This is a genomic window from Nostoc sp. CALU 546, from assembly GCF_048836525.1.
Genome location: NZ_JAWJTF010000009.1, coordinates 94,473 through 116,314 on the forward strand (window position 1 = coordinate 94,473; position 21,842 = coordinate 116,314).

19 protein-coding genes are annotated in these 21,842 nt (G+C 42.0%); 8 read left to right on the forward strand and 11 right to left on the reverse strand.

Features of this window, described 5'->3' with window-relative positions:
• The first annotated feature begins 101 nt into the window (after nucleotides 1-101).
• The 4 genes from fusA (at nucleotide 102) to RRG12_RS07020 (ending at nucleotide 4,939) form a co-directional block, all read left to right on the forward strand.
• The gene (gene fusA, locus RRG12_RS07005) at nucleotides 102-2,171 is read left to right on the forward strand and encodes an elongation factor G (RefSeq protein ID WP_420758798.1); all 2,070 of its coding nucleotides are present in this window, start codon (nucleotides 102-104) and stop codon (nucleotides 2,169-2,171) included.
• A 64-nt stretch (nucleotides 2,172-2,235) separates the two neighbouring features.
• Complete coding sequence (locus tag RRG12_RS07010) at nucleotides 2,236-3,111, forward strand: GNAT family N-acetyltransferase (RefSeq protein ID WP_420758799.1); 876 nt, start codon at nucleotides 2,236-2,238, stop codon at nucleotides 3,109-3,111.
• 116 nt (nucleotides 3,112-3,227) lie between these two features.
• Nucleotides 3,228-4,109: a GNAT family N-acetyltransferase gene (locus tag RRG12_RS07015; RefSeq protein ID WP_420758800.1), complete on the forward strand. Its 882-nt coding sequence runs from the start codon at nucleotides 3,228-3,230 to the stop codon at nucleotides 4,107-4,109.
• Between the two features lie 62 nt (nucleotides 4,110-4,171).
• Nucleotides 4,172-4,939, forward strand: a complete 768-nt coding sequence (locus tag RRG12_RS07020) for a Uma2 family endonuclease (RefSeq protein ID WP_420758831.1) — start codon at nucleotides 4,172-4,174, stop codon at nucleotides 4,937-4,939.
• A 13-nt stretch (nucleotides 4,940-4,952) separates the two neighbouring features.
• Here the strand turns inward: RRG12_RS07020 and RRG12_RS07025 are convergent, their stop codons facing one another.
• From RRG12_RS07025 to rplU, 4 genes are all read right to left on the reverse strand, one after another.
• Nucleotides 4,953-5,669 carry a molybdopterin-dependent oxidoreductase gene (locus tag RRG12_RS07025; protein ID WP_420758801.1) on the reverse strand — a complete coding sequence of 239 codons (717 nt, stop codon included), beginning with the start codon at nucleotides 5,667-5,669 and terminating at the stop codon, nucleotides 4,953-4,955.
• A gap of 122 nt (nucleotides 5,670-5,791) precedes the next feature.
• A complete protein-coding gene (locus RRG12_RS07030) occupies nucleotides 5,792-7,417 on the reverse strand; it encodes a pyruvate kinase (RefSeq protein WP_420758802.1) in 1,626 nt (541 codons plus the stop codon).
• A gap of 432 nt (nucleotides 7,418-7,849) precedes the next feature.
• Entirely contained in the window at nucleotides 7,850-8,146 is a 297-nt protein-coding gene (gene rpmA, locus RRG12_RS07035) for a 50S ribosomal protein L27 (RefSeq protein WP_069071599.1), read from the reverse strand.
• A gap of 34 nt (nucleotides 8,147-8,180) precedes the next feature.
• Entirely contained in the window at nucleotides 8,181-8,588 is a 408-nt protein-coding gene (gene rplU, locus RRG12_RS07040; protein ID WP_420758803.1) for a 50S ribosomal protein L21, read from the reverse strand.
• Nucleotides 8,589-9,090: 502 nt separating this feature from the next.
• On the opposite strand from rplU, the gene RRG12_RS07045 reads away from it, so the two are divergent.
• Both RRG12_RS07045 and RRG12_RS07050 read left to right on the forward strand, forming a co-directional pair.
• Nucleotides 9,091-9,324: a Nif11-like leader peptide family natural product precursor gene (locus tag RRG12_RS07045; protein WP_069071597.1), complete on the forward strand. Its 234-nt coding sequence runs from the start codon at nucleotides 9,091-9,093 to the stop codon at nucleotides 9,322-9,324.
• Between the two features lie 179 nt (nucleotides 9,325-9,503).
• Nucleotides 9,504-10,598, forward strand: coding sequence for a DNA polymerase beta superfamily protein (locus RRG12_RS07050; RefSeq protein WP_420758804.1), 1,095 nt, complete (start codon nucleotides 9,504-9,506; stop codon nucleotides 10,596-10,598).
• Nucleotides 10,599-10,925: 327 nt separating this feature from the next.
• Here RRG12_RS07050 and RRG12_RS07055 read toward each other — a convergent pair whose 3' ends face one another.
• Nucleotides 10,926-11,222, reverse strand: a complete 297-nt coding sequence (locus RRG12_RS07055) for a hypothetical protein (protein ID WP_069071595.1) — start codon at nucleotides 11,220-11,222, stop codon at nucleotides 10,926-10,928.
• Between the two features lie 167 nt (nucleotides 11,223-11,389).
• Nucleotides 11,390-12,514: a magnesium chelatase ATPase subunit I gene (gene bchI / locus RRG12_RS07060; RefSeq protein ID WP_420758805.1), complete on the reverse strand. Its 1,125-nt coding sequence runs from the start codon at nucleotides 12,512-12,514 to the stop codon at nucleotides 11,390-11,392.
• 359 nt (nucleotides 12,515-12,873) lie between these two features.
• Here bchI and RRG12_RS07065 point away from each other — a divergent pair, with 359 nt between their 5' ends.
• A complete protein-coding gene (locus RRG12_RS07065) occupies nucleotides 12,874-14,139 on the forward strand; it encodes a glycoside hydrolase family 10 protein (protein ID WP_420758806.1) in 1,266 nt (421 codons plus the stop codon).
• Between the two features lie 146 nt (nucleotides 14,140-14,285).
• On the opposite strand, the gene RRG12_RS07070 is transcribed toward RRG12_RS07065, so the two are convergent.
• On the reverse strand, nucleotides 14,286-14,969 hold the full coding sequence (locus RRG12_RS07070; protein WP_420758807.1) for an ATP-dependent Zn protease: 684 nt from the start codon (nucleotides 14,967-14,969) through the stop codon (nucleotides 14,286-14,288).
• Between the two features lie 69 nt (nucleotides 14,970-15,038).
• Nucleotides 15,039-17,606, reverse strand: a complete 2,568-nt coding sequence (locus RRG12_RS07075) for a dynamin family protein (protein WP_420758808.1) — start codon at nucleotides 17,604-17,606, stop codon at nucleotides 15,039-15,041.
• A 141-nt stretch (nucleotides 17,607-17,747) separates the two neighbouring features.
• Between RRG12_RS07075 and RRG12_RS07080 the strand changes: the two genes are divergently transcribed.
• Complete coding sequence (locus tag RRG12_RS07080) at nucleotides 17,748-19,034, forward strand: hypothetical protein (RefSeq protein WP_420758809.1); 1,287 nt, start codon at nucleotides 17,748-17,750, stop codon at nucleotides 19,032-19,034.
• A gap of 215 nt (nucleotides 19,035-19,249) precedes the next feature.
• Here RRG12_RS07080 and RRG12_RS07085 read toward each other — a convergent pair whose 3' ends face one another.
• The 3 genes from RRG12_RS07085 to RRG12_RS07095 all read right to left on the reverse strand — a co-directional run bounded on the left by RRG12_RS07085 (nucleotide 19,250) and on the right by RRG12_RS07095 (nucleotide 21,823).
• Nucleotides 19,250-20,095 (reverse strand): GNAT family N-acetyltransferase, encoded by an 846-nt coding sequence (locus RRG12_RS07085; protein ID WP_420758810.1) that lies wholly within the window; start codon nucleotides 20,093-20,095, stop codon nucleotides 19,250-19,252.
• Between the two features lie 116 nt (nucleotides 20,096-20,211).
• The gene (gene purU, locus RRG12_RS07090; protein WP_420758811.1) at nucleotides 20,212-21,066 is read right to left on the reverse strand and encodes a formyltetrahydrofolate deformylase; all 855 of its coding nucleotides are present in this window, start codon (nucleotides 21,064-21,066) and stop codon (nucleotides 20,212-20,214) included.
• Nucleotides 21,067-21,199: 133 nt separating this feature from the next.
• Nucleotides 21,200-21,823 carry a DUF4340 domain-containing protein gene (locus RRG12_RS07095; RefSeq protein WP_420758832.1) on the reverse strand — a complete coding sequence of 208 codons (624 nt, stop codon included), beginning with the start codon at nucleotides 21,821-21,823 and terminating at the stop codon, nucleotides 21,200-21,202.
• Nucleotides 21,824-21,842: the final 19 nt, after the last annotated feature.

Genomic DNA, 21,842 nt, shown 5'->3' on the forward strand with positions numbered 1-21,842 from the left:
CTGTATTATCAGCCTTGTCTTTTCTTTGTAGTACAAATATAATACAAACTATATCACCACTTGGGTGGTGACTGTTTGTCGCTTGAACAAAAGGAAATTTTATGATTCCCCGAACACGCATCCGAAATATTGGTATTTCTGCCCACATTGACTCTGGTAAAACTACGCTGTCAGAGCGAATTCTCTTCTACACGGGCAGAATCCACGCTATTGAGGAAGTGCGGGGAGGCGGTAAGGGTGCAACGATGGATTTTATGCCAGAAGAAAAGCTGCATGGTATAACCATCACTTCCGCTGCTACCACCTGCCAGTGGCACGATACTCAAATTAACCTGATTGATACACCTGGACACGTAGATTTTACGATTGAAGTAGAACGCGCTCTAAGAGTATTGGATGGGGCGGTGATGGTGCTGTGTGCTGTGGCGGGTGTGCAGTCCCAATCAATTACGGTGGATCGGCAAATGAAGCGCTACCGTGTGCCGCGTTTGGCGTTCATCAACAAAATGGATCGGACGGGGGCAGACCCATTTCGCGTAGTACAGGGAATACGCGATCGCTTGCAACTAAATGCAGTATTGATCCAGTATCCTATCGGCAGTGAAGACCAATTCCAGGGAGTAATTGACCTGGTGGAAATGACTGCTGACTACTTTGAGGGTGAAAACGGGGAAAACTTCGTGAAAAAGGCAATTCCCGAACCTCTTAGGGATGAAGCGCAACAGGCACGCGACAAGCTGTTAGATACTTTGTCGCTGTTCTCAGAATCGATGACCGAGATGTTGTTGGCGGGTGAGGAGATTCCTAAAGAATTAATTTGGGAAACCATCCGACAAGCAACTTTGAGTCTAGAATTCACGCCTGTACTGCTGGGTTCGGCATTCAAAAATAAAGGAGTACAAAACTTATTGGATGCAGTTACGCTCTATCTACCATCTCCCGTAGATAGGGAAGTCGTCAAGGGACTAGGGACTGGGGATTGGGGACTGGGAACTAGGACAAGCAATTCCCAATCCCCAGTACCCAGTACCCAATCCCTGATCGCTCTTTCCCCTAACCCCAATGCTTCCTTGGTGGCATTGGCATTTAAACTCACCGTTGAATCCTTTGGGCAGTTGACCTATACCCGGATTTACTCTGGGACGCTCAAACCCGGTGATACCGTCTACAACTCGCGGACTGAACAGCGGGTGCAAATTGGTCGCTTGGTGAGAATGCACGCCAATAAGCGAGAAGAGGTAAAAGTTGCCGTTGCTGGGGATATTGTGGCTCTGTTGGGTGTGGATTGTGCTTCTGGTGATACATTCTGTTCTGGGGAACCACTGGTATCTCTAGAGAAGATGTTTGTGCCGGAACCAGTGATTACGCTGGTGATTACGCCCAAAAAACAGGAAGATAGCGATCGCCTTTCCAAAGCACTCAATCGCTTTCAAAGGGAAGACCCTACCTTCCGGTTGAGCATCGATCCCGAATCAGGAGCAACTCTAATTTCTGGGATGGGCGAACTCCACTTGGAAATTTACCTGGAGCGCATCCAACGAGAATATAATGCCGAGGTCTACGTCGGTACTCCCGCCGTGGCGTACCGGGAAACCATTGGACAACAAGCTACCTTTGACTACCGATTCAAGAAACAGTCAGGCGGCCCTGGTCAGTACGCCCATATTACTGGGTGGATTGAACCCACAGACGAACCGTTTGTCTTTGAGAATCGAGTGGTTGGGGGTGCGATTCCCAAAGAATATATCCCGGCGTGCGAGAAGGGTTTCCGTGAGGCGATGCAATCAGGAAAGCTGCAAGGCTATCCGGTAACTGGGGTGAAAGTCGTTTTGGATGGTGGTTCATATCACCCAATTGACTCTTCAGAGTTGGCTTTCCGGTCAGCATCTCATCAAGCAATTGAGGGTGCGATCGCTAAAGCAAAACCCTACATCCTGGAACCCATCATGCTTGTAGAAGTGGAAACACCCCACGAGTTCATGGGAAGGATTCAGGGGGACTTATCCTCGCGTCGGGCTTTGTTGTTAGGTTCCGAGACAATGCAGGGATACACGGTGATTCGGGCAGAAGTACCGCTAGCGCGAATGTTTGGGTATTCTACAGAATTGCGATCGCTTACTTCTGGTATGGCTACTTTTACAATGGAGTTTGCCTGCTATCGCCAGTCCTAGCATCTTGAAGTAGCTTTTAGGGACACAGTTAGGCTGTGTCCCTTTCAATTATTAGGAGGTTTTTGTGCCTATTTTGAGAACTTTGCAACCTGGAGATGAAGTATCACTGGAAGCATTTCTCTTACAACACACCGATACTTCTATGTTTTTGCGCTCTAATTGGCGAGCTGCGGGACTGCTTGACCAAGGTGCAAGATTTCAAGGAACTTATATAGCAGCCTACATAGATGAAACTATAGTGGCAGTTGCAGCCCATTTTTGGAATGGGATGATCGTAGTCCAAGCCCCTGTACATCTGCCAGAAGTGGTACAAGCAGTTGTGGCACAATCTGGACGTGTCATCTCTGGAATTAGTGGCCCAGCAGCACAAGTTGAAGCGACAAAAAGCATTTTGGGACTTAGCAACCGACCAACTCAGCTTGATGAGGCTGAGATATTGTTTTCTCTAGCACTGGGAGATTTGCAAATACCTCAAGCCTTAGTATCAGCAAAGGTGCAGTGTCGTTTACCATATCCAGAAGAGTTGGAATTACTTAGCGAGTGGTGCGTTACTTATAATGTGGAAGCTTTAGGAAAAACCGATACTCCCAGTTTAAGACCTGATTGCGATCGCATAATTGAGGCACGTCAAGCTACGGCTATGCATTGGGTTTTGGTAGCAGGAGATACCCCAGTTGCTTACTCTGCTTTCAATGCTAGCTTACCTAATATTGTGCAAATTGGTGGAGTCTGGACACCGCCAGGGCTGCGGGGTAAAGGCTACGCCAAAAGTGTGGTAGCAGGTTCATTGTTAGATGCGCGATCGCAAGGAGTAAAACGTGCCATCCTGTTTACAGGTGATAATAACCAAGCAGCCCAAGCAGTTTATCGAGGAATTGGCTTTTTGCCTACTGGCGAGAAGTATGGCTTAGTCTTATTTAAAGTAATAAGCAATAAGTAATGGGTATTACTCATTACTCATTACTCATGACTCATTACTCATGACTCATTTATTTTTTCTGGATTTGCTGGAATTGATTTTGTAGTCTCTACTGAATTGATTGTAATACTTGAATTATGAGCCAGTATCGTTTCAAACAGTCATTCTCTGATGATCCCAGCTTAAGCGATAAGCTTTTTGACTTGATGGAAGTCACATTTCCCGGACTCAGCAGTTTAGCAGAATGTGCAAGAAAACTAGGTGCATCCTGGGAAACAGCTTCAACTCCGTTTATGCGCTTTCATGATGATATAGCGATTACCCATGTGGGAGTGTTACAAATTCCCATGCAAATTATGGGACAAAGGCTCACTGTCGGAGGAGTTCATGGAGTAGCTACCCGTGCAGAGTATCGCCGGAGAGGGTATTACCGGGAAGTGATGGAGGAAGTGCTAGGGTATTGCGATCGCGATCGCCTTTACGAAACCCTGGTACTGACGACACCACAACCAGAGTTTTACTTACCTTTTGGCTTTCGTGTTGTCGAAGAACACATCTTTAAAGTTAAGTGTTACCCCACAAGTAGCACTGATAGCTTCAGAATACTGGATTTTACCAATACTAAAGATTACACATTGCTACATAGACTTTTAGAAACACGCATTCCTGTCTCTAATATAGTTGGCGTAGTCAACGAAAAACCTGTGTTCTGTGTCAATGAAGGAAGTCGTCCCTTATATTATGCAGAAGATTTAGATTTAATCGCCTGTATGGAGATAGAAGATAACCGACTTCATCTTTTCGATTTAGTGACAACGCAGATATGGCCTTTAAAGAATATTATTAGTAAGATAACTCAACCCATTGAAGAAGCGGTGATTTACTTTAGTCCAGAACTTCTGGATGTCAAAGATGTGCAAGCATTCACCCATACTTTTGATGAAACTGTGCTGATGGTTCGCGGCAAATTTGCGGCGGAGGGCGAGAAATTTATGCTATCCCGTTCTGCAAGGTGTTGAGTCACTCAAAAACAATTGAATCATAATAGAATTGAGAGTTTCATCATTAGGATTGCTTTATGATGTATCAAACTGACCCGCCGCGATCGCCAAAAGATGTATTGCCGACCATGTATGATCTTCCCAGTGAAGACCCAGAGGAGCCTGGTTTGCCCGATCAGTTTCATTTATTGCAACCTCGTCTGTTAGACGAAACCTTTCGTCCACCAAATTATCCTAGCGACGAGATATTTGTTGCTAGCGATCTAAATCTTTATTATGACCCGCGCCATCCACTGTGGCATAAACGACCAGATTGGTTTGCCGTTTTAGGTGTTTCCCGTCTCTACGAACAACGAGATTTACGCTTAAGTTATGTCCTTTGGCAAGAGGGAGTTCAGCCTTTTATTGTGGTTGAATTGCTGTCTCCCGGAACTGAAAAGGAAGACTTAGGGCAGACATTGCGAGATGTCAAGCAACCACCAGGAAAATGGGAAGTATATGAACGGATTCTACGTGTTCCTTATTATGTAGTATTTGATCGGTACAAATATAAATTAAGGGTGTTTAAATTAGACGGTGGTCGTTATGCTGAGATAACACTGTCAGAGTCGCGCTTCTGGATACCAGAACTAGAACTAGGCTTGGGTGTCTGGCAGGGACGCTATCAAAATGTAGAACAGCCTTGGTTACGGTGGTATGATTGGACAGGCTGCTGGGTATTGACTTCTACAGAACAAGAAAGTCAACGGGCTGAACAAGAAAGTCAACGAGCTGAACAAGAAAGACTACGGGCCGAACGGTTGATTGCACAATTGCGATCGCTAGGCGTTGAACCCGATATAGATTAGCTTTTTGCCTGCCTTATAGCCCTGCAAACCACTCATAGCCCTGATCTTCCCAATATCCTTTAGTAGGTAACAAATTGCTGACGAATGTAATTTGAGTTACCCACTTGCTTTGCTTGTAACCTAGTTTAATTGGAGATGCTAGGCGCATAGGCGCACCATTATCAACTGATAAGGGTTGTCCATTTTTTTGATAAGCCATGAGAGTTTGAGGATGTATAACAGAGGCAATATCCCAGCTTTCATAATAGCCATCAGCAGATTTGAAATAGACATAGCGGACGTTTGACTTAGGCTGTACCAGCGCTACTAAATCTCGTAATCGCACACCTCCCCATTGAACGATCGCAGCCCAGCCCTCAACACAGACGTGGCGAATCACCATTGAAGTCAAGGGAAGTTTTTGAATATCTGCCATACTCAATTGCATTGCATTATTGACCTCACCATCAATTATTAAGCGAAATTGTGCTGGATCAATTTGCGGAGTGAAGTCAAAGGTATTAACCAGCAATTTGTCTGCTTCTATGGCATTGATAGGAAATTCAGGTATGGGTTTTTGAGTTAGCAGGAGTGCTTCAAGACTTTGGTTTAGTGGCTCAGAGATTTGCCGTACATTATCTGAGAACAAATTTGTCCCACAGCCACCTAGAAGAAAGCTTACCCCTGAAAGTCCAGATAGTTGAAGTAACCGACGACGGGATAGGGTATGTTTGGGAAGAATCAGACTCATAGATTTACAGTCCGCTAGCGATCATTAAGATAATACTGCTGTCTCACATAGCTTGAGTAGAAAAATGGAGCGAAACGACGGTATATGTGTCCGTCGAAGAAAAATGAGTTCAGGTTAAAAAATTACCACGAATGAAGCGCTCGTAACTGTGGCGTTTTTTTCACTTGATGGGCTTCCATGCGTGTTAGAACATCATCCAGAATGGCGATCGCTTCCGAAATAAACGGCCCTTTATTTAACATCACACACTCAGCACGTTCAGCCATTGCGGCGTCGGTCATCTCTCCCCGCGAAGGTGTGCCATCTTTTACCAAACTCTCTAGTACTTGAGTTGCCCAAATAACAGGAACATGAGCCGCTTCGCAAAGCCAGAGAATTTCTTCCTGGATCTCTGCTAAACGCTGGTATCCAATTTCAACGGCTAAATCACCTCTGGCGATCATGACACCAAATGATTGCTTCCCCGCTGCGTAGATGATTAATTCTGGCAGATTGGAAACTGCGATCGCAGTTTCAATTTTTGCCACGATCGCCGGTCGGCTTAATCGTCCCTCAGAGCGCTTGTCCAATTCTTGTTGAAGTAACTCAATATCGGCAGGATGTTGTACAAAAGAGTAACCAATAATATCTGCGTGAGTGGCCACAAAATCTAGGTCGGATAAATCTTTTTCAGTCAGTGGGCTAAGAGGTAAGACTGTTTCTGGGAAATTCAATCCCTTTCCAGGTCTGAGTTTAACTCCTTTTGGGCTAGCATGAGTCACTTGTAGTAAAAGTCGCGGTTGTCCATCGGGTAATGAGTACTGGGTGTCAACTACGCGAGTCCGAATTTTGCCATCGTCGATATATACGGGGGTGTCAACAGTTAACAAATCGAGAATTTCGGGAACCGTACACCAAGTTTGGAAATGCTCTACGGATGATGGGATGAACTCTCCTGTCTCTGACTCATTTCCGAGTTCAGGCTCACATCGCGACAGCAGAATATGATCTCCTTTAAATACCCGTTTTTTATGAAGTGGTGCAAGTACCTGTCCTATGCGGATTTTCACACCAGCTAAGTCCATCATGACTTTACAAGGCATTCCCATTTCCTGTGTTGCTTGACGGATATGGTCGATCATCCGCTCCCAAGATTCGGTTGTATCATGAGCGCAGTTAATTCGCACACAGTTTGCCCCGCGTTGTATAATTTCTCGCACCATCTTGTAGTCAGTGGCGGACTCAGTGGGTAGTGTTACCATAATCCTGACCCGACGCTGGTCTGGAGACTGACCAAATAATTCTTCGGTGTGCTGTTGTAGTAAGCGATCGCCCTCAAAAAAGAACTCGATAGGTGGACGGTTAAGGTGCTGGGAAGACTCGGAGCCGCAAATAACTTCCAAGGTGGTAATGACAGCATCAAGATTGGGCATCACCCGTGCTTCAATCCGTCCTAATGAGGATAAGCCCCAAGGCATTAGTGCAGCTTGGAGGGAGCGAAGATCGTACCGACGTAAAGCTAGATATTCAGCTAAATTCAAGGCACTAGAAAGAAACTCAGGACGCTGAATGTGCGATCGCCACTGGTTAAAGGTCGCTTGTCCTTCGCTTTCAACGTTCTGGCGAAGTTCTTGCAGAATTGATAGCAAATCTTGTGGACTTGATAGATTAAGAAGTGTGCCCAACGGCTGAGTTCCTCGACCATGCTGATGCAGAATGGGCTGACTGCTCGGTATCTTAGCATTCGAGTTTGAAGTTGCAAACTGCATAAAAGTCTTTCTAGTTACCCTAGTGAATAAACGCAACTTAGTATGATAAGCAATGTCTTCATTGCACTGATGGTTTTATCACTAGACCCAAAAGACCACATCACCTAATAGACAGAGTTTCCGAACAAACATATCTCTGACTGGCTATCCTGAACTTTGGAACATTTAGTGCAATCATCCGAAGTAAGACTTGATATGCAATGCCTACAACGGCAAGCTACGCAATCCAATTTCTTAGTGTAATATTTTGTTTTGAAGAATATCTGCCCTTTGTGATCCTGATATTAATCTATGGAAAACAGAGAAACAAAGGGAATTTTAAGCAAATCTTGGGAATATCTTGTGAATATCTTGGGAATATTCATGCAAATCTGATTATCACATCAGCGCTAACTAGCAATTAGGGTGGGCGCTATTACCCACCCTCCCACTCTAACTTGCTACTGCCTCAGCAGGAGCTGCTTCAACAGCAGTTATGGGTAAATAAACACTAACTTTTTTACGGGTTTTGCCCTTTCTCTCAAACATTACAACACCGTCGATTAGAGCAAACAGAGTGTCATCGCTACCAATACCGACGTTGTTACCAGGGTGGAATTTAGTACCACGCTGACGCACGAGAATGTTTCCTGCACGCACAACTTGACCGCCATAACGCTTTACACCCAGACGTTGAGCATTAGAATCACGACCGTTGCGTGTACTACCTGTTCCTTTCTTATGAGCCATGATTTCCTCTTTTGTATCTTCTTCTTAATTATTATTATTCAACAACAGTTTCAACTTCTTCGGCAGGAGTCTCATCTAAAACGGGGGTTTCCTTCTCCGCTTCACCTTGGGCAGCAAACACTGCACCGTTAAGGGTGATGGAGTCAATCATAAGTCTGGTAATTTCCTGACGATGCCCCCGCTTTTTGCGGGTTTTCTTTTTCGGCTTCATTTTGTATACCAGGACTTTACGACCTCTGTAATGTCGCATTACAGTCCCTTCTACAGTCGCACCTGTCACTAGTGGCTGTCCAATGGTGACTTCACCATCGTGCTGCACGAGTAATACAGCGTCTATTGTAACTTTTTCGTCTGGTTCGATCGCAAGCAGTTCAATATCATAAAACCGTCCTGGCTCTACTCGTATTTGTTTGCCGCCAGTTTCAATAATCGCGTAGGTCATGGAATTGTCCTTGAGGTTGCCGTACAGGTAGCTGGTTTTTATCTCTGTAGAGACGCTTTTGCCAGCCTTTGTAATATGTCTACCTGATCCGAGCAGGAATTAGACAGACAATCTAACATACTATTTTATTCACAGGTATTAAGTCAAGCTTTAATAAGCTTTTTGGATTTGGCATCGGCGTCTGGTCAGCAAAGAGGACAAGGAAACTCTTGAGATGGAGGGAGAAGGGAAAACCCAATATCTAAAATTTTAAAAGTCAGAATAAATGCTTTTTAGATAAAAATTACTACTATCTTAGGGCTGAATTTTGCAAAAAGTAACATTATTTTTAACTTAAAAGTTATACTTTCTTGTCAAAATCAACACATTTTTCTTCTTTATTTTAAAATTGTAATTAGATGCTAAATCTATAAAATCTTTACATCTTTACAAAAGTTAGTGAATCCCCAGGAATTAAATTACCACATTCAAACCTGATATTTCAAACAGGAGATGGATTGTCATGACACAGCAAAATGCTGCCCGACTTTTTCAAGCCGTAAAAGCAGATCAAGCATTACAACAAAAACTCAAAGCAACAGCTAATCCAGAAGCATTTATCAAGATTGCTCAAGAGCGTGGCTATGATTTCACCGTTGAAGAACTGGATAGCGAAATCAACAAATTATCTGAAGAAGATTTAGCCGCCATTGTCAATCCAGGATGGGGGACTAGACGCCACCTTAATCCTAGATAATTCCTGTTCTGGGAATATCGAAAGTATAGGAACAACTGAATTGACAAATTATGCTCCTCAAGGAGATACCGTTGCATCATCACCTTTAGGAGCATTTCTGTTAAACCAAGTAACTCGAATTGCTATCTTCCCACCTGCTTAACTCATGAGTTAGGATGACTATATTTTAATCAGGTGATATGAAAAGAATAGAAGTTGAGCAAAGAACTATTTTAATTGGTTTGGCAGGTAGTCACGGCTATGGTTTAAATCGTCCTGATTCAGACTTGGATTATCGGGGAGTATTTATCGCGCCCAAAAGGTACTACTTGGGATTTGATCGCATAGAACAAAAAGATACTGGTTGGGATGAACCAGGAATATTTCCATTCGTTGATGGTAATAAAGACACAGTTATATATGAATTAAGAAAAATCCTCCAGTTATTAGCGGGTGCAAATCCCAATGTTTTAGAATTGCTCTGGTTAAATAACTATCCTTTTTTAAACACAGTAGGACAGAATTTAATTAATCATAAACAGTTATTTTTGAGTAAAAAGGTAAAACATACTTACACTGGTTATGCCTTTGCCCAAATTAAAAAGATGGAAACTCATCGTAAGTGGCTATTAAAACCACCGCAAAAAAAACCAATACCATCTGACTTCGCTATAGAAGACGAAGCACCTCTGAGCAAAGATGAGCTAAATGCTTTTCTGGAGTATCTTTATAACTTAATCAGAGGACGGATTGAGTTTTTGGAAGAAGCAGAACAATTATATCAATTGCTGACAGCAGATATTGATTTTAAAGGAGTCTTAAAACAATATACTTTACCCGATGAGACTTTGGAATATACCCAAAAGTTAACCAATAGCCGTAAAGATTTTATTCGTCTGCTTCAGAAAAGCCAAAGCTATCAAATAGCTTTAAGAGAATGGAAGGCTTACTTATCTTGGCAGGAGAATAGGAATCCGGCTAGGGCAGAAATGGAAAGAAAATCGGGTTTTGACCTCAAACATGGGATGCACTGCATTAGATTGTTACGCAGTGGAGTAGAAATATTACGGCACGGTGAAGTGATTGTAGATAGAAGAATAGCTGGTGATGTTGAGGATTTAAAAGCTATTTTAAAGGGTGAGTATTCTTATGAGCAGGTAATGAAAATGGCAGAAGATTTGGTTGCCGAAATGGAAATTGTTTGCGAACAATCTGCCCTACCTCATAAACCTGATTTGGAGCAAATTAATGAGTTGTGTATGGAATTGGTGGAAATGCAAAAATGGAATCATTAGTCATTAGTCATTGGTCTATTGGTGTTTATAACTCAACACAGTTCAGAATGAGCAACAAAACCCTCATGTAGAGACGCGATTTATCGCGTCTTCAAAGACCAATTACCTACACCAATAAACCTTAACCCAAGCGTATTGAGTTATCCAATACGCTTGGGTTAGCGCCAAAAATCTTGAAATCTGTAAGTTGGGTTGAGGAATGAAACCCAACATTTTCGGGGCTTTGTTGGGTTGCGCTTTGCTTAACCAAACTTACAATTTTCCTTAACTCAACCGTATTGGCTTATAACTAACAAATAACAAAGGACAAATAACAAATGACTAATTTTAAAGAGTGTACATTAAGTCAGCAAAGCCATAGAGGCTGATGATGAGCAATAGAGATGCTGTTAGTTGGGTAATTCGTGTCTGGGGTGAGGGGGCGATCGCTTCCCGCACTAAGATAGAAATAGATGACCCCACTAATAAGCTCAGGCATAAGATTAAATACGGCCTGTCGGGTAAAATACTGCCTATTGCCAGCATAGCGATCGCTAATAAGAGCATCAATAACTCTACAAACCTGGGCGGATCGTATTGGCTAGATAGAATAAAGCTGTTGAACCAAAAAGACCAAAATCTCATATTCAGTGCTGAGTGCTAAGTGCTGAGTTAAGAGTTAGGAGTTGTGATTTATAGTCAGTGCTGATTGAGGAATTAAAGTTGTGAGATATGAAGCAGCTTTCCATTCAAAACTCTTAACTATTAATTCTTCATCGGAGGCGGAGCGTTTCCGGCTCCGCTCCTAACTTTTAACCTCTAGCTCCTAACTTTTGACCTGTGCCGTTCTTTTGTGCAGTATCACTTTCTGGTAGTTCGACGCCAAAAACACGGCTAAAAACTTTGGCGACTTTATAGCCAGAATCAATCGATTCTAAGGGGTCTTTCCGCAGTCGGTGACGCAAGCATAGCGTAATTACGCGATGGATATCATCAACTGTAACTTCAGTGCGTCCTTCATAAGCTGTTAAGGCTTTGGCGGCGCGGTTACTAACAATGTCACCCCGCAAACCATCTACATCCAGTTCTGAGCAGACTTCAGAAATTTTCACCCGTAGATCATAGTCCATGTTCACTTTTGGCAAAAGCTGTTGAGCATTGACAATTTGCTGTTGTAATGCTTCTTGCTGGGGTTTGTAGTTTTCGAGAAATGCTGGAGGATTTTGATCAAAATCCGCCCGTTGTTCTACAATTTGCACCCGCAAAGCCGGTTCCTTTACTGTGTGAATTTCTGCGTGCATCCCAAAGCGATCGAGCAATTGGGGGCGTAGTTCACCTTCTTCTGGATTTCCAGAACCCACAAGAACGAAACGTGCTGGGTGACGTATAGAAATACCTTCCCGTTCTACAGTGTTCCATCCACTGGCAGCGGAGTCGAGTAACACATCTACAAGGTGGTCGTCTAGTAAGTTGACTTCATCCACATAGAGAATGCCTCGGTTAGCCTTTGCCAGTAGTCCCGGTTCAAAAGCTTTGACACCTTCAGATAAAGCTTTCTCGATATCGATTGTGCCACAAACTCGGTCTTCTGTGGCTCCTAGTGGCAGGTCTACCATTTGGACTTTTTTGTGAGCTACAGGAATTTCCGCCCCTTGTTCTAACAGTTGGCGGACTTCATCGCTCATTAAGTCGGGGTCGCTAGGATCACTACTGAAGGGATCATTGGCAACCACAGAAATTTCTGGCAGCAGATCCGCCAGCGCCCGGATAGTTGTGGATTTCCCGGTGCCGCGATCGCCCATAATCATTACACCCCCGATTTTGGGGTCAATCACGTTCAATAGCAGCGCCAGTTTCATTTCTTCCTGGCCCACTATTGCCGTAAAAGGAAATACTACGCGACGCGCACTTGCCGTGGATTGAGCAGTTGGACTCACTAAATTACCTTAACAATATTTTTCTTATTACAGTTCTTTATTGTGACACAGGTAGGGCATGGGGGAATGTGAAGATCGGGAGCAGGGGAGGCAGGGGAGCAGGGGAGGCAAGGAAAGATAAAGGAGAAAATTTTACCTTGTACCCCTTCCTTATCTCTTCCCTCATACCCAATGCCCCATGCCCAATTCCCTATTCCCAATTCCCCATACCAATATCTATTGGGCACAAATGCTTATTAGCTGCGTCAACTATCTTAATTTGTCTGCTTTAGTTTTTCTGGTGCAAAAGTTCCATAAGCAGGGAACGAACAACTACCAACTCATCAATCCTGTAGTAAGCATAAATACTTGTAAACTATATGGTTAGTAGATTCAATCATAAAAACGAGCAATGGCGTGTGTGGGTAGCTAATGCATCATTCAAATCTATGAAATCACCTTTTATTGTTCAAATTTGGCGGCGAGCGCTCAAGTCTCTTTTTCCGATTCTCATTTTAATATCCTTTGTTACGGTATTACTGGTAGACAGTTTCACTCCTGCCATCGCACAGATACCCCGTCAGGAAATTCGCGGGGTTTGGATGACTACTAATGATTTTGACACCCTCAAGAATCGCGCCAAAGTGCAGGATGCGGTAACTCAACTGCGGCGGATGAACTTCAATACAGTTTATCCGGTGGTATGGAATTCTGGGTATGTGATGTATCCCAGTGCGATCGCGCAACGTGCAGGTATTCAACCTTTTGTCTACAAAGGTTCAGATGGACATGATATTCTTGCAGACCTGATTACTCAAGCACATCGCCAAGGATTGCTAGTAATTCCCTGGTTTGAGTTTGGTTTTATGGCTCCCCCAACCTCGGAACTTGCACTGAATTATCCAGATTGGTTCACACAAAAGCGGGATGGTAGCCAAACTTCAATCAGTGCAGCGGGTGAGGTGATGTGGCTTAATCCCTTCCATCCCCAAGTGCAACAGTTCATCACCAATCTTGTGCTGGAAACTGTTACTCAATATGATGCCGATGGCATTCAGTTTGACGATCACATGAGTTTGCCTCACGAGTTTGGTTACGACCAATATACGGTTGCTTTATACACCAAAGAAACTAAGAATCCTCCCCCAACTAATCCTCAAGATCAGGCATGGATAAAGTGGCGGGCAGATAAAATTACGGCGTTCATGGTACAACTTAACCAAGCGGTAAAGCAGAGAAAACCCCAGGCGATTTTCTCCGTTTCTCCCAATTACTATGATTTTGCTTACAAGTTTCACCTGCAAGATTGGCTAAGTTGGATGCGACAAAATATTGTGGACGAGTTAATTGTGCAAATTTATCGTCCCGATCTGCAAAGTTTTGTGGCAAATATTTCCCGCCCAGAAATTCAGGAAGCGCAACAAACAATTCCAACTGGAATTGGCATTATGACCGGGTTACGAAATAACCCAGTTCCCATGCAGCAAATTAAATCTCAAGTGCGTGCTGCTCAAGAACGCGGTTTAGGCGTAACCTTCTTTTATTATGAAAGCCTTTGGAATGATGCTTTAGAACCCTTAAACGAGCGACAAGCTGGATTTGAAACTCTCTTTCCATCTCCCGCACTCCGCGCCAGAGTTGATTGAAGAAGCAAGTTCGTAGTAAGGACTTTAGTCCTGATTTTCTAAGCACTATAGTCCTTACTACAAACTCTCAAAACTAGCTGAGACATTGTAGTAGTGCGATCACCTGTAATTCTAAAAGGTATAATCCATCATTCGCCAGCCTGTACTCACTCTCCACTCCCTACTCCTAACTCAGCATGACAATCTTCTACCGAAGTGCGTTGTCGCATGGCATTAACTAAAGCCTCGTAGCTAGACCAATTTTCTTGCAGTAGAGTTTTTGCCTGGAGGGTATGAAACCGTAGTTTCTGCTGATAAGCTGATTCAGAAAAGCCTAAAATTGTCAAGACTCCTATCAGTTTGTTTTTATCATCAGATCCACCCTCAGCATTATTAAAAACTAGGGTTTCAGCAGCAATACCCGCCATCCAAACAGTGCAGTAGCGGTCTAGCATTTGGGCACTAATTTTACCTGCTTCTAGTTGAGATGCTAATTCGCCATCATCAAAGCTAACGCCGCCTTGCCCAGGTTGCCCCTGTTTCCAGGCTTCCCAAGCGCTGAGTGTGTAGCCGGTAACGGGAATACCCAACAGGTAAGCAACTAAGAAATGCCCAGCTTCGTGGTGGACGATGCGATCGCGGTGTTCACTTGAAAAACCAGCTATCCAATCCAAAAAGATAGTACCACCCTTGCCTTGCAAGCTGAAACTATCTAATGTCGCTATGCCTAAGATGGTGAAGGTAGCAAGTGCCGGTACTGCCGGTGATAAGTTTAAGAACGGCCCCAGCAGTACCGATAGGGTCATGAGAAAGATAGATATTGCAACTAAATTTAGGCTAGTTTGGCTCATTGAGAGTTTTCTGAGTGCAGCTTAATCTTTCTTTATTATGAGGCGAGATTAGTTACAAAAGGAATGTGATTAAACAATCGTGCATTTACTGACAATGATTTCCAGCCCATCCTGTACTTGCTCAAGTTCTTGGCGCTTTTGGTAAATCCACATCTTTTCAGCCTCACGTTGTTCCAAAGTTTCGTTGTGAGCCTTTTCCTGCTGTTCGAGGAGATTTTCGTAAAGTGCGATCGCTTGTGCGATGACTCGACTAGCTGATTCAACTCGGTTTTCAAAGACTGAGTTAACTATTTCATTTAATTTATCGAATATTTTATCCATTGACTCATCGAATTTTTCAAATCCTAGTTCAAAAACTTTCCCTTTTATTTGGTCTTTAAGTCCATCAAAGTCTAGCATTCCAAAACCAAACGAACCTGCAATTGCAGCAGCTACACTTGCAACAATTACGGCAATAAAACCAAGTCCTGTAAATACTATTAATCCAGCTGCTAAAGCACCACCTATTCCAACACCACTGCCAAATCCTCCCATACCTGTAAAGTCATCATTTATACCATCAATAGAAATTTGAAGTTGCTTGCTAAAATTGGTTTGTATGTTTTGGTCTAGGCTGTTAAATTCGCCTTGAATTGCATCTAATTCATAAGCAATACTAGTATCTAAATACTTAATATTTTCTTTTAAAATGACTTCCTTAAGTTTTTCATTTCCCCATTGGTCTATTTCTGTTGACAAATCTCTAATAAATTGATTTGTATAATCTCTAATGAGCTTATCTTGGCTAAAAACAGGGCTGTGTTCAGAATTCCAATATTGGCTCTTTTGAGCCATGCGATCGCCCAATCCTTCACGCCACTCATCCCAAGATTCAGCAGTTTGATCAAATACTTTGTCTATCAAGTGATCTGCCAATAGACGGATTCTGACATCGCGTCCACTAGCTTCTCCTATTTTTTCTAAAATTTTCTGCTTTTCTGCTTCAGAAATTTGAATTTTTCCATCTAAAGTACCATTCGATTTATATAGCCCATCTAAACCTTTTTCGATAACTCTATTTATTTGATTAATAGAGTGTTTAATTTTGACTGTTCCCCTATCAAACGTCAAAAAGTTTTCAATAGACTGGGTAAAATTTTGGAACGCGTTGAAATACTCATCTTCATCTCCCCGTAAAATTGCATCCAGGGCAGCTTGAGCAGAAATAAAATGAACACGGTTTTCACCTGCAACTATAGGATTTTGACCTTGTACAAATCTTTCGATCCTCTGTCGAACTTGCTCACGTCCCTTTTCGCTACGGACTAAATCTATAAAATTTCCTACTACAAAAAGATTGTTAGCAGGTTCATTTTCTTCACCATGATTTAGTTGATTTCTCACATCCTGGAGTAAGTCGCGTTCTACCTGAGTTAGAGAACGGGAGGCATTAGTTAGGAATATAACTGCATCCGTATCCTTCAGCAGTTTTTGAGTAATGGCGGTGCGGTCAGGATGTTCGTTTAATCCTGGAGAATCTACGATTTCTACCCCACTACTGCATAACTCTAAATCAGGATGCTCAAAAACAATTTCATCAATTTCATCATGTGCTAGTTCATCACTGAGACATCCAAGTGCTGCATCTTCTGAAATTGTTGCTTTTATTTGATATTGCTCAAAAGGAATTTCTTCTTCCCGTCCATCTTTATAACGACAGACTACCCGCTTTTGGGTTCCATATTTTAAAACTGTTACCATACCACTACAAGGAATCTCTCTCACAGGTTGAATTTCTTCACCTAGTAAGGCATTAAGTAAAGTTGATTTTCCTTGACTAAACTCCCCTAGTACTGATATCCGAAAGCGCTGGTATTGTACTTTTTGTGAGACTTGCCCTAACTCCTCTATCAAAGTGTGAGGCAAGAAGCCACGATTGGTACAGTCTTGGATTATCTGAAATAGCTGATAACAACAATTGTCTACTTTTCTGCGATATTCTTGGAACTTTTTCAATTCTCCGTAAGATACATTTTTGTACGGTTTAGTTATTTTGTGTTTTGGTTTAGCAGGTAGAGTGGATAACATATCACTAGCAGCCTTAACAAATATAGTATCCAGTTCTTGAAAACGAGCAGGATTGAGTAAAAAATGCACTTCATTTAAAGCAAGAGGTTCGGCATTTTCTTGATGAGTAAAGCCAGCTTCTAAAATTGCTAAATGTTGTGGTTTAATACCTAAATGCTTGGCAAGTATCTCCAAATATTTTTTCTCGTGGGGGTCAATTTCTCCATCTGCTGCTGACATTTCATAGCCAAATCCAATTAACAAAAGCTTTTCTGACTCTGAAAGTGGAGCCGCCAATGCTAGTAAGCTATTAACTTGCTTATAAACTTGATTATCTTTGACACCCTTAATCATTAAATGTGTCAACTTACGCACATCACTTTCTGGAAGACTAAATCGATAAAGGGTTGTTAGTAAACGTTGCTTTTCTGACTCTGCTACTGTGCCATCTACAAATATTACTCCTAGCAGCACCGTGACTAAATTTGCCAGAAATATTACGGGCGGCGTGAGATTTTTTTGAGCCAGTTTTTGTCCAGTAATCTGCGACAATAGCTCAACAGTTTGAGAGGTAACTAGTGAAGTATCCATAAACTATGTAAGGCAATAAGTTTTCAGGCTTAGTATGCCCAGATTTAGACAAAATTTATTAATATACCGAATAAATACGGTTATATTTACTTTTTTATACCAGTTAGGCTCAAGAAAATTAGCTTTTAGCAACCTAAAAATATGCTTTTCCAATTTGCGCCTGCAATTCAAGCTGGTATTGAAAGTAGTAAATATCTACAAGTCTTGAGCAATGGAGTGCCTTTAAGCATGGCTAGAGATACAGTTACCGGACAGTTTGTTGGTCATGCTATTGGTGCTACTGTCAACAACAGCCCTTTATCACCACTGGTAGCTGCTTCAAATTTTGTTACTAGTGGGGCGCAGATGTATCAAACTCAGCAAGGCTTTACAGCAGTACTGAATGGATTGCAAACTATACAGACTAGCTTGGGTGTGCTGCAAGCAACTACAGCCTTGATAGGTGTGGGAACAATAGCAGGTGTAGCACTGACAGCAGTAAACCTACACCAAACAATGAAATTAAGAAAAGAAGTAGAACAAATGAGGCTGGAAGTTAAAAACGGCTTTATTGACTTGAAACAAGCCTTAAAAGACCAAGGAGTAGAAATTAGACAAATAATCGAACAAGTAGCCCAAGACATCAAATTTGAACAACACCGCACAGCTTTAGTGAGAGCGTATGGAGTGTTTATCCAGGCGATAAACCGCTTCCGTTCAGCGATGCAATTGCAAGATTTCAGCCGAAGAAACGCTGAGATTGATGGCGTTAGGGGAATGTTGTTTACGGCTTTAGCAGATTACAGCAATCCCCATTTACTGGAAGAAACCTGTGCAGCTGGTCAATTACGCAGACTTGAATGCGCTTGGGCAATTGAACAGGCGATTGTTGCAACTTATCAAGTGCAGAATGAGATTTCAGCAGTGAGCGATCGCCTTATCCTACTCCAAGATAAAATCTGTGAAGATGCTCTCACTGTGATTAATCGCTGCGAATCACATGATGAGCTTGATTTTCTCTTTCCCGAAATTATCCGCATTAAAAATCATGATTTAGCGGTATTGGATTCGTGGCAAAATCATGTTGATTGGATGCGATCGCTTCCTTCATCAGATTTAAAACTTTTAAGTAGCGCTGATTTTAATAGTACAGATACTCACTACTCCACAATCAATTTAGTAGAACCGCCAGAACAATTAGTATATGAAAATTTAACCGAAAAATCCCATTTCTATTCACTTCGTGACCAGTTGTTATTTTTATTCGAGCCTGAACTACGTCGAGAGTACGAATTTTATATTAGTGAACAAGCTGGAATTACTGGTTATAAAACTTTAGTTACATCTAATTTGCAACAGGCATCAGACTTAACTGTTGGTAATCTTTATTACTACTTTAAAATCAGAGATAAATCGAAAGATGAGACAGAGTTAGTTTCAGCTAAGTAAAACAGCAACGGCAATTCTTGAAATAACTATTTTAAAGTCCGCCTACGCGGACTTTGTTTGTATATACAGCAGATTTAAACTTCTCTACGAGAGGGTACGCCAACGTAAGGTACAAAATACTACTGTTCTATTATCATAGACTCATAGAAAAACTCACGCGCTTACAGTAAAATTGTATACTAAGTGTCTAAACACATTCATTAGTTTGTCAGTTTCTAACCTAGTTCCAAACTTGTCACAGCAAAGACGCGATTAATAGGTAAATTAGGAATTTCTTTAGTGTACATCCGAGCCGTTTCAAAGACTGTCTGCAATTGGCAACGTTGAACTAGGTTAATAGCTTGTACATTTGCATCTGGCACGTCAAAAAACACTGGGGCATGAGGATTTTCTGCAAGCAAGGCTTGAAATAATACTTCAGCAATCTGTTCATCATTAGCAAACAGTGGCCCAATCCGAAAACCTGTATGGGCAGGCCGGATAACTCCGTAACCAACAAGATATCCATTTTTGATAAATCCGAAAGCAGTACTTTCCGGCTGTTCAATCCAATGCCGCAGAAATTGTGGACGCTTAGAAGGAAAAATTTGGCAATCATAAGCCACCAAATCTTCAAAAGGCACAGTTTTCAGTTCGATGATACCAGCAGGCATAACACCGCCACCCACCCCTTGATAACGAATATTCTTATAAGCGATTTGGAAACCAGACTTTTTGTAGTTATCTTGTTGAGCTACTACACCATCTAAGCCGATGTTACGGTCAGCACCTAGATAATCCATTGCAGTCTTCCAAATTTTCATACCCAACCCCTGCCCACGAAACTGGGGTTTCACAATGTAAAAACCGAGAAAGCCGAAGTTTTGATCGTAAGCAACAGCAGAAATACACCCCACTGGCTCACCATTCAACTCGCCCAAGAAAAAACCATTGTTGTCAGTTTGATAAAAAGATTCAGCATCATACTTTCCTGGATTCCAACCTTCGCTTGCTGCCCAAGTAATCGCCAAATCAATTTCCGACCTGTTCATTTTGCGGACGATGAAGTTGTCACGGATCATAATATCTTCATACTGTCAGGCTATTAACTATTTAACTTCGCTTTCGCAAACCCAGCGATAACTCTTAATATTTTTATACTCATCTCTCGTAAAATTACATTCATTCGCATATAAAATCACTCAAATACTACTGTTCTATTCCCATATACTAATACACGGTTTTGTAAGTGCGATCGCACCGCTCTTGCTAATACAACTCTCTCCAAATCTTTGCCTTTTCTCACCAAATCATCAACCTCATCACGGTGACTGACTCGCACCACATCCTGTTCAATAATTGGGCCTGCATCTAAATCGGCAGTGGCATAATGAGCCGTTGCGCCAATAATTTTTACCCCACGTTCAAAAGCTCGGTGATAAGGATTTGCTCCGATAAATGCTGGTAAAAATGAATGATGTATATTAATAATTTGTGGAAATTGACTAATAAACTCTGCACTAACAATCTGCATATATTTCGCCAATACAACTAAATCTATTTTGTACTGGCGTAGTAATTCTAGTTGTTGGGCTTCTTGTTCTGATTTATTGTCTTTAGTAATAGGAATGTGTTTAAAGTCAATATTAAATTGCTCTGCAACTATCTTGAGATTACTATGGTTACTAATAATTAAAGGAATTTCACCAATAAATTCTTTGGCACGTTGTCGCCAAATTAAGTCAAATAGACAATGGTCTTGCCGACTTACCCAGATAGCTATGCGTGGTACTGTATCAGAAAAACGTATTTCCCATTTAGCACCTAAAGGTTGGGCGATCGCATTAAAAGCAGGGGCAATAAATTCTTGCGGTAAATTGAACCCATCTAACTGCCATTCAATGCGCGTGAGGAATAACCCAGCGGCAAAGTCTGTATGCTGATCTGCATGGATAATATTACCACCGTTAGAGTAGATGAAATTGGCAAATTTCGCCACCAATCCCCGTTGATCGGGGCAGGAAATTAGCAGTGTTGCTGTCGGATTTGTCATAGTAACTTAGAAAAACTAGTGAGATTTGAAGTCAACTTGACGTTAAAAAGACGGCTATAAACCTCCAATTCTATTCGCCTTGGCTCTAAGTTGACTGGGCGTTACCGAAACATACCACAGAAAGCGTAATTGCTCATTTACCATTGGTCGGAGTTGGTAAAGGGGTGCTGAGTCCAGGTAGTTTCTGACTATTATCTACAGGTTGCTTCCACTCTGATAATTCCCGATTCACGGCATTTGCAAAATCTGTAGATACCAATAGTACATTTATATTTCCATCGGGTTTTGTAGCTGGGTCAGTATGAGCATATAAGAAACGACCGTTAAAGTTAGATTTTCCTAAAATTAATTGATGGCTTTGTCGGTTTTTCAGGGTGATATTGATAGTTGCTTGGGGTTGATCTAAGGCAAATTGTCCAAGCTCTTTTGCTGGAGTTGATAAAGTGCGATCGCTATTACCTTTGACCAGCAAATCCATTAAATAAGAAACAATAGCGTCATTTGCTGGGCCAGATATCGGAGATTTGATTAACCACTTGGGGTTACTAGATTCAGGGCTACGTTCCAGATTTAAGGTGAGTTTTTTTGTCTTGACCGTTAAGGACTGGACATCATCTTCTGCAAAAGAGAAAATTTTCTGCTTTTGCTCCTTTGCTTCTTCTCGTACAGTTGCGCCCCGAATTTCATAGAAGTAAACAAAACCACCTAAACCCAAGGCTAACACTATCAAAATTAAAGTCGTTCGTGGCAATTTCATTTTTTGGTCATTTGTCATT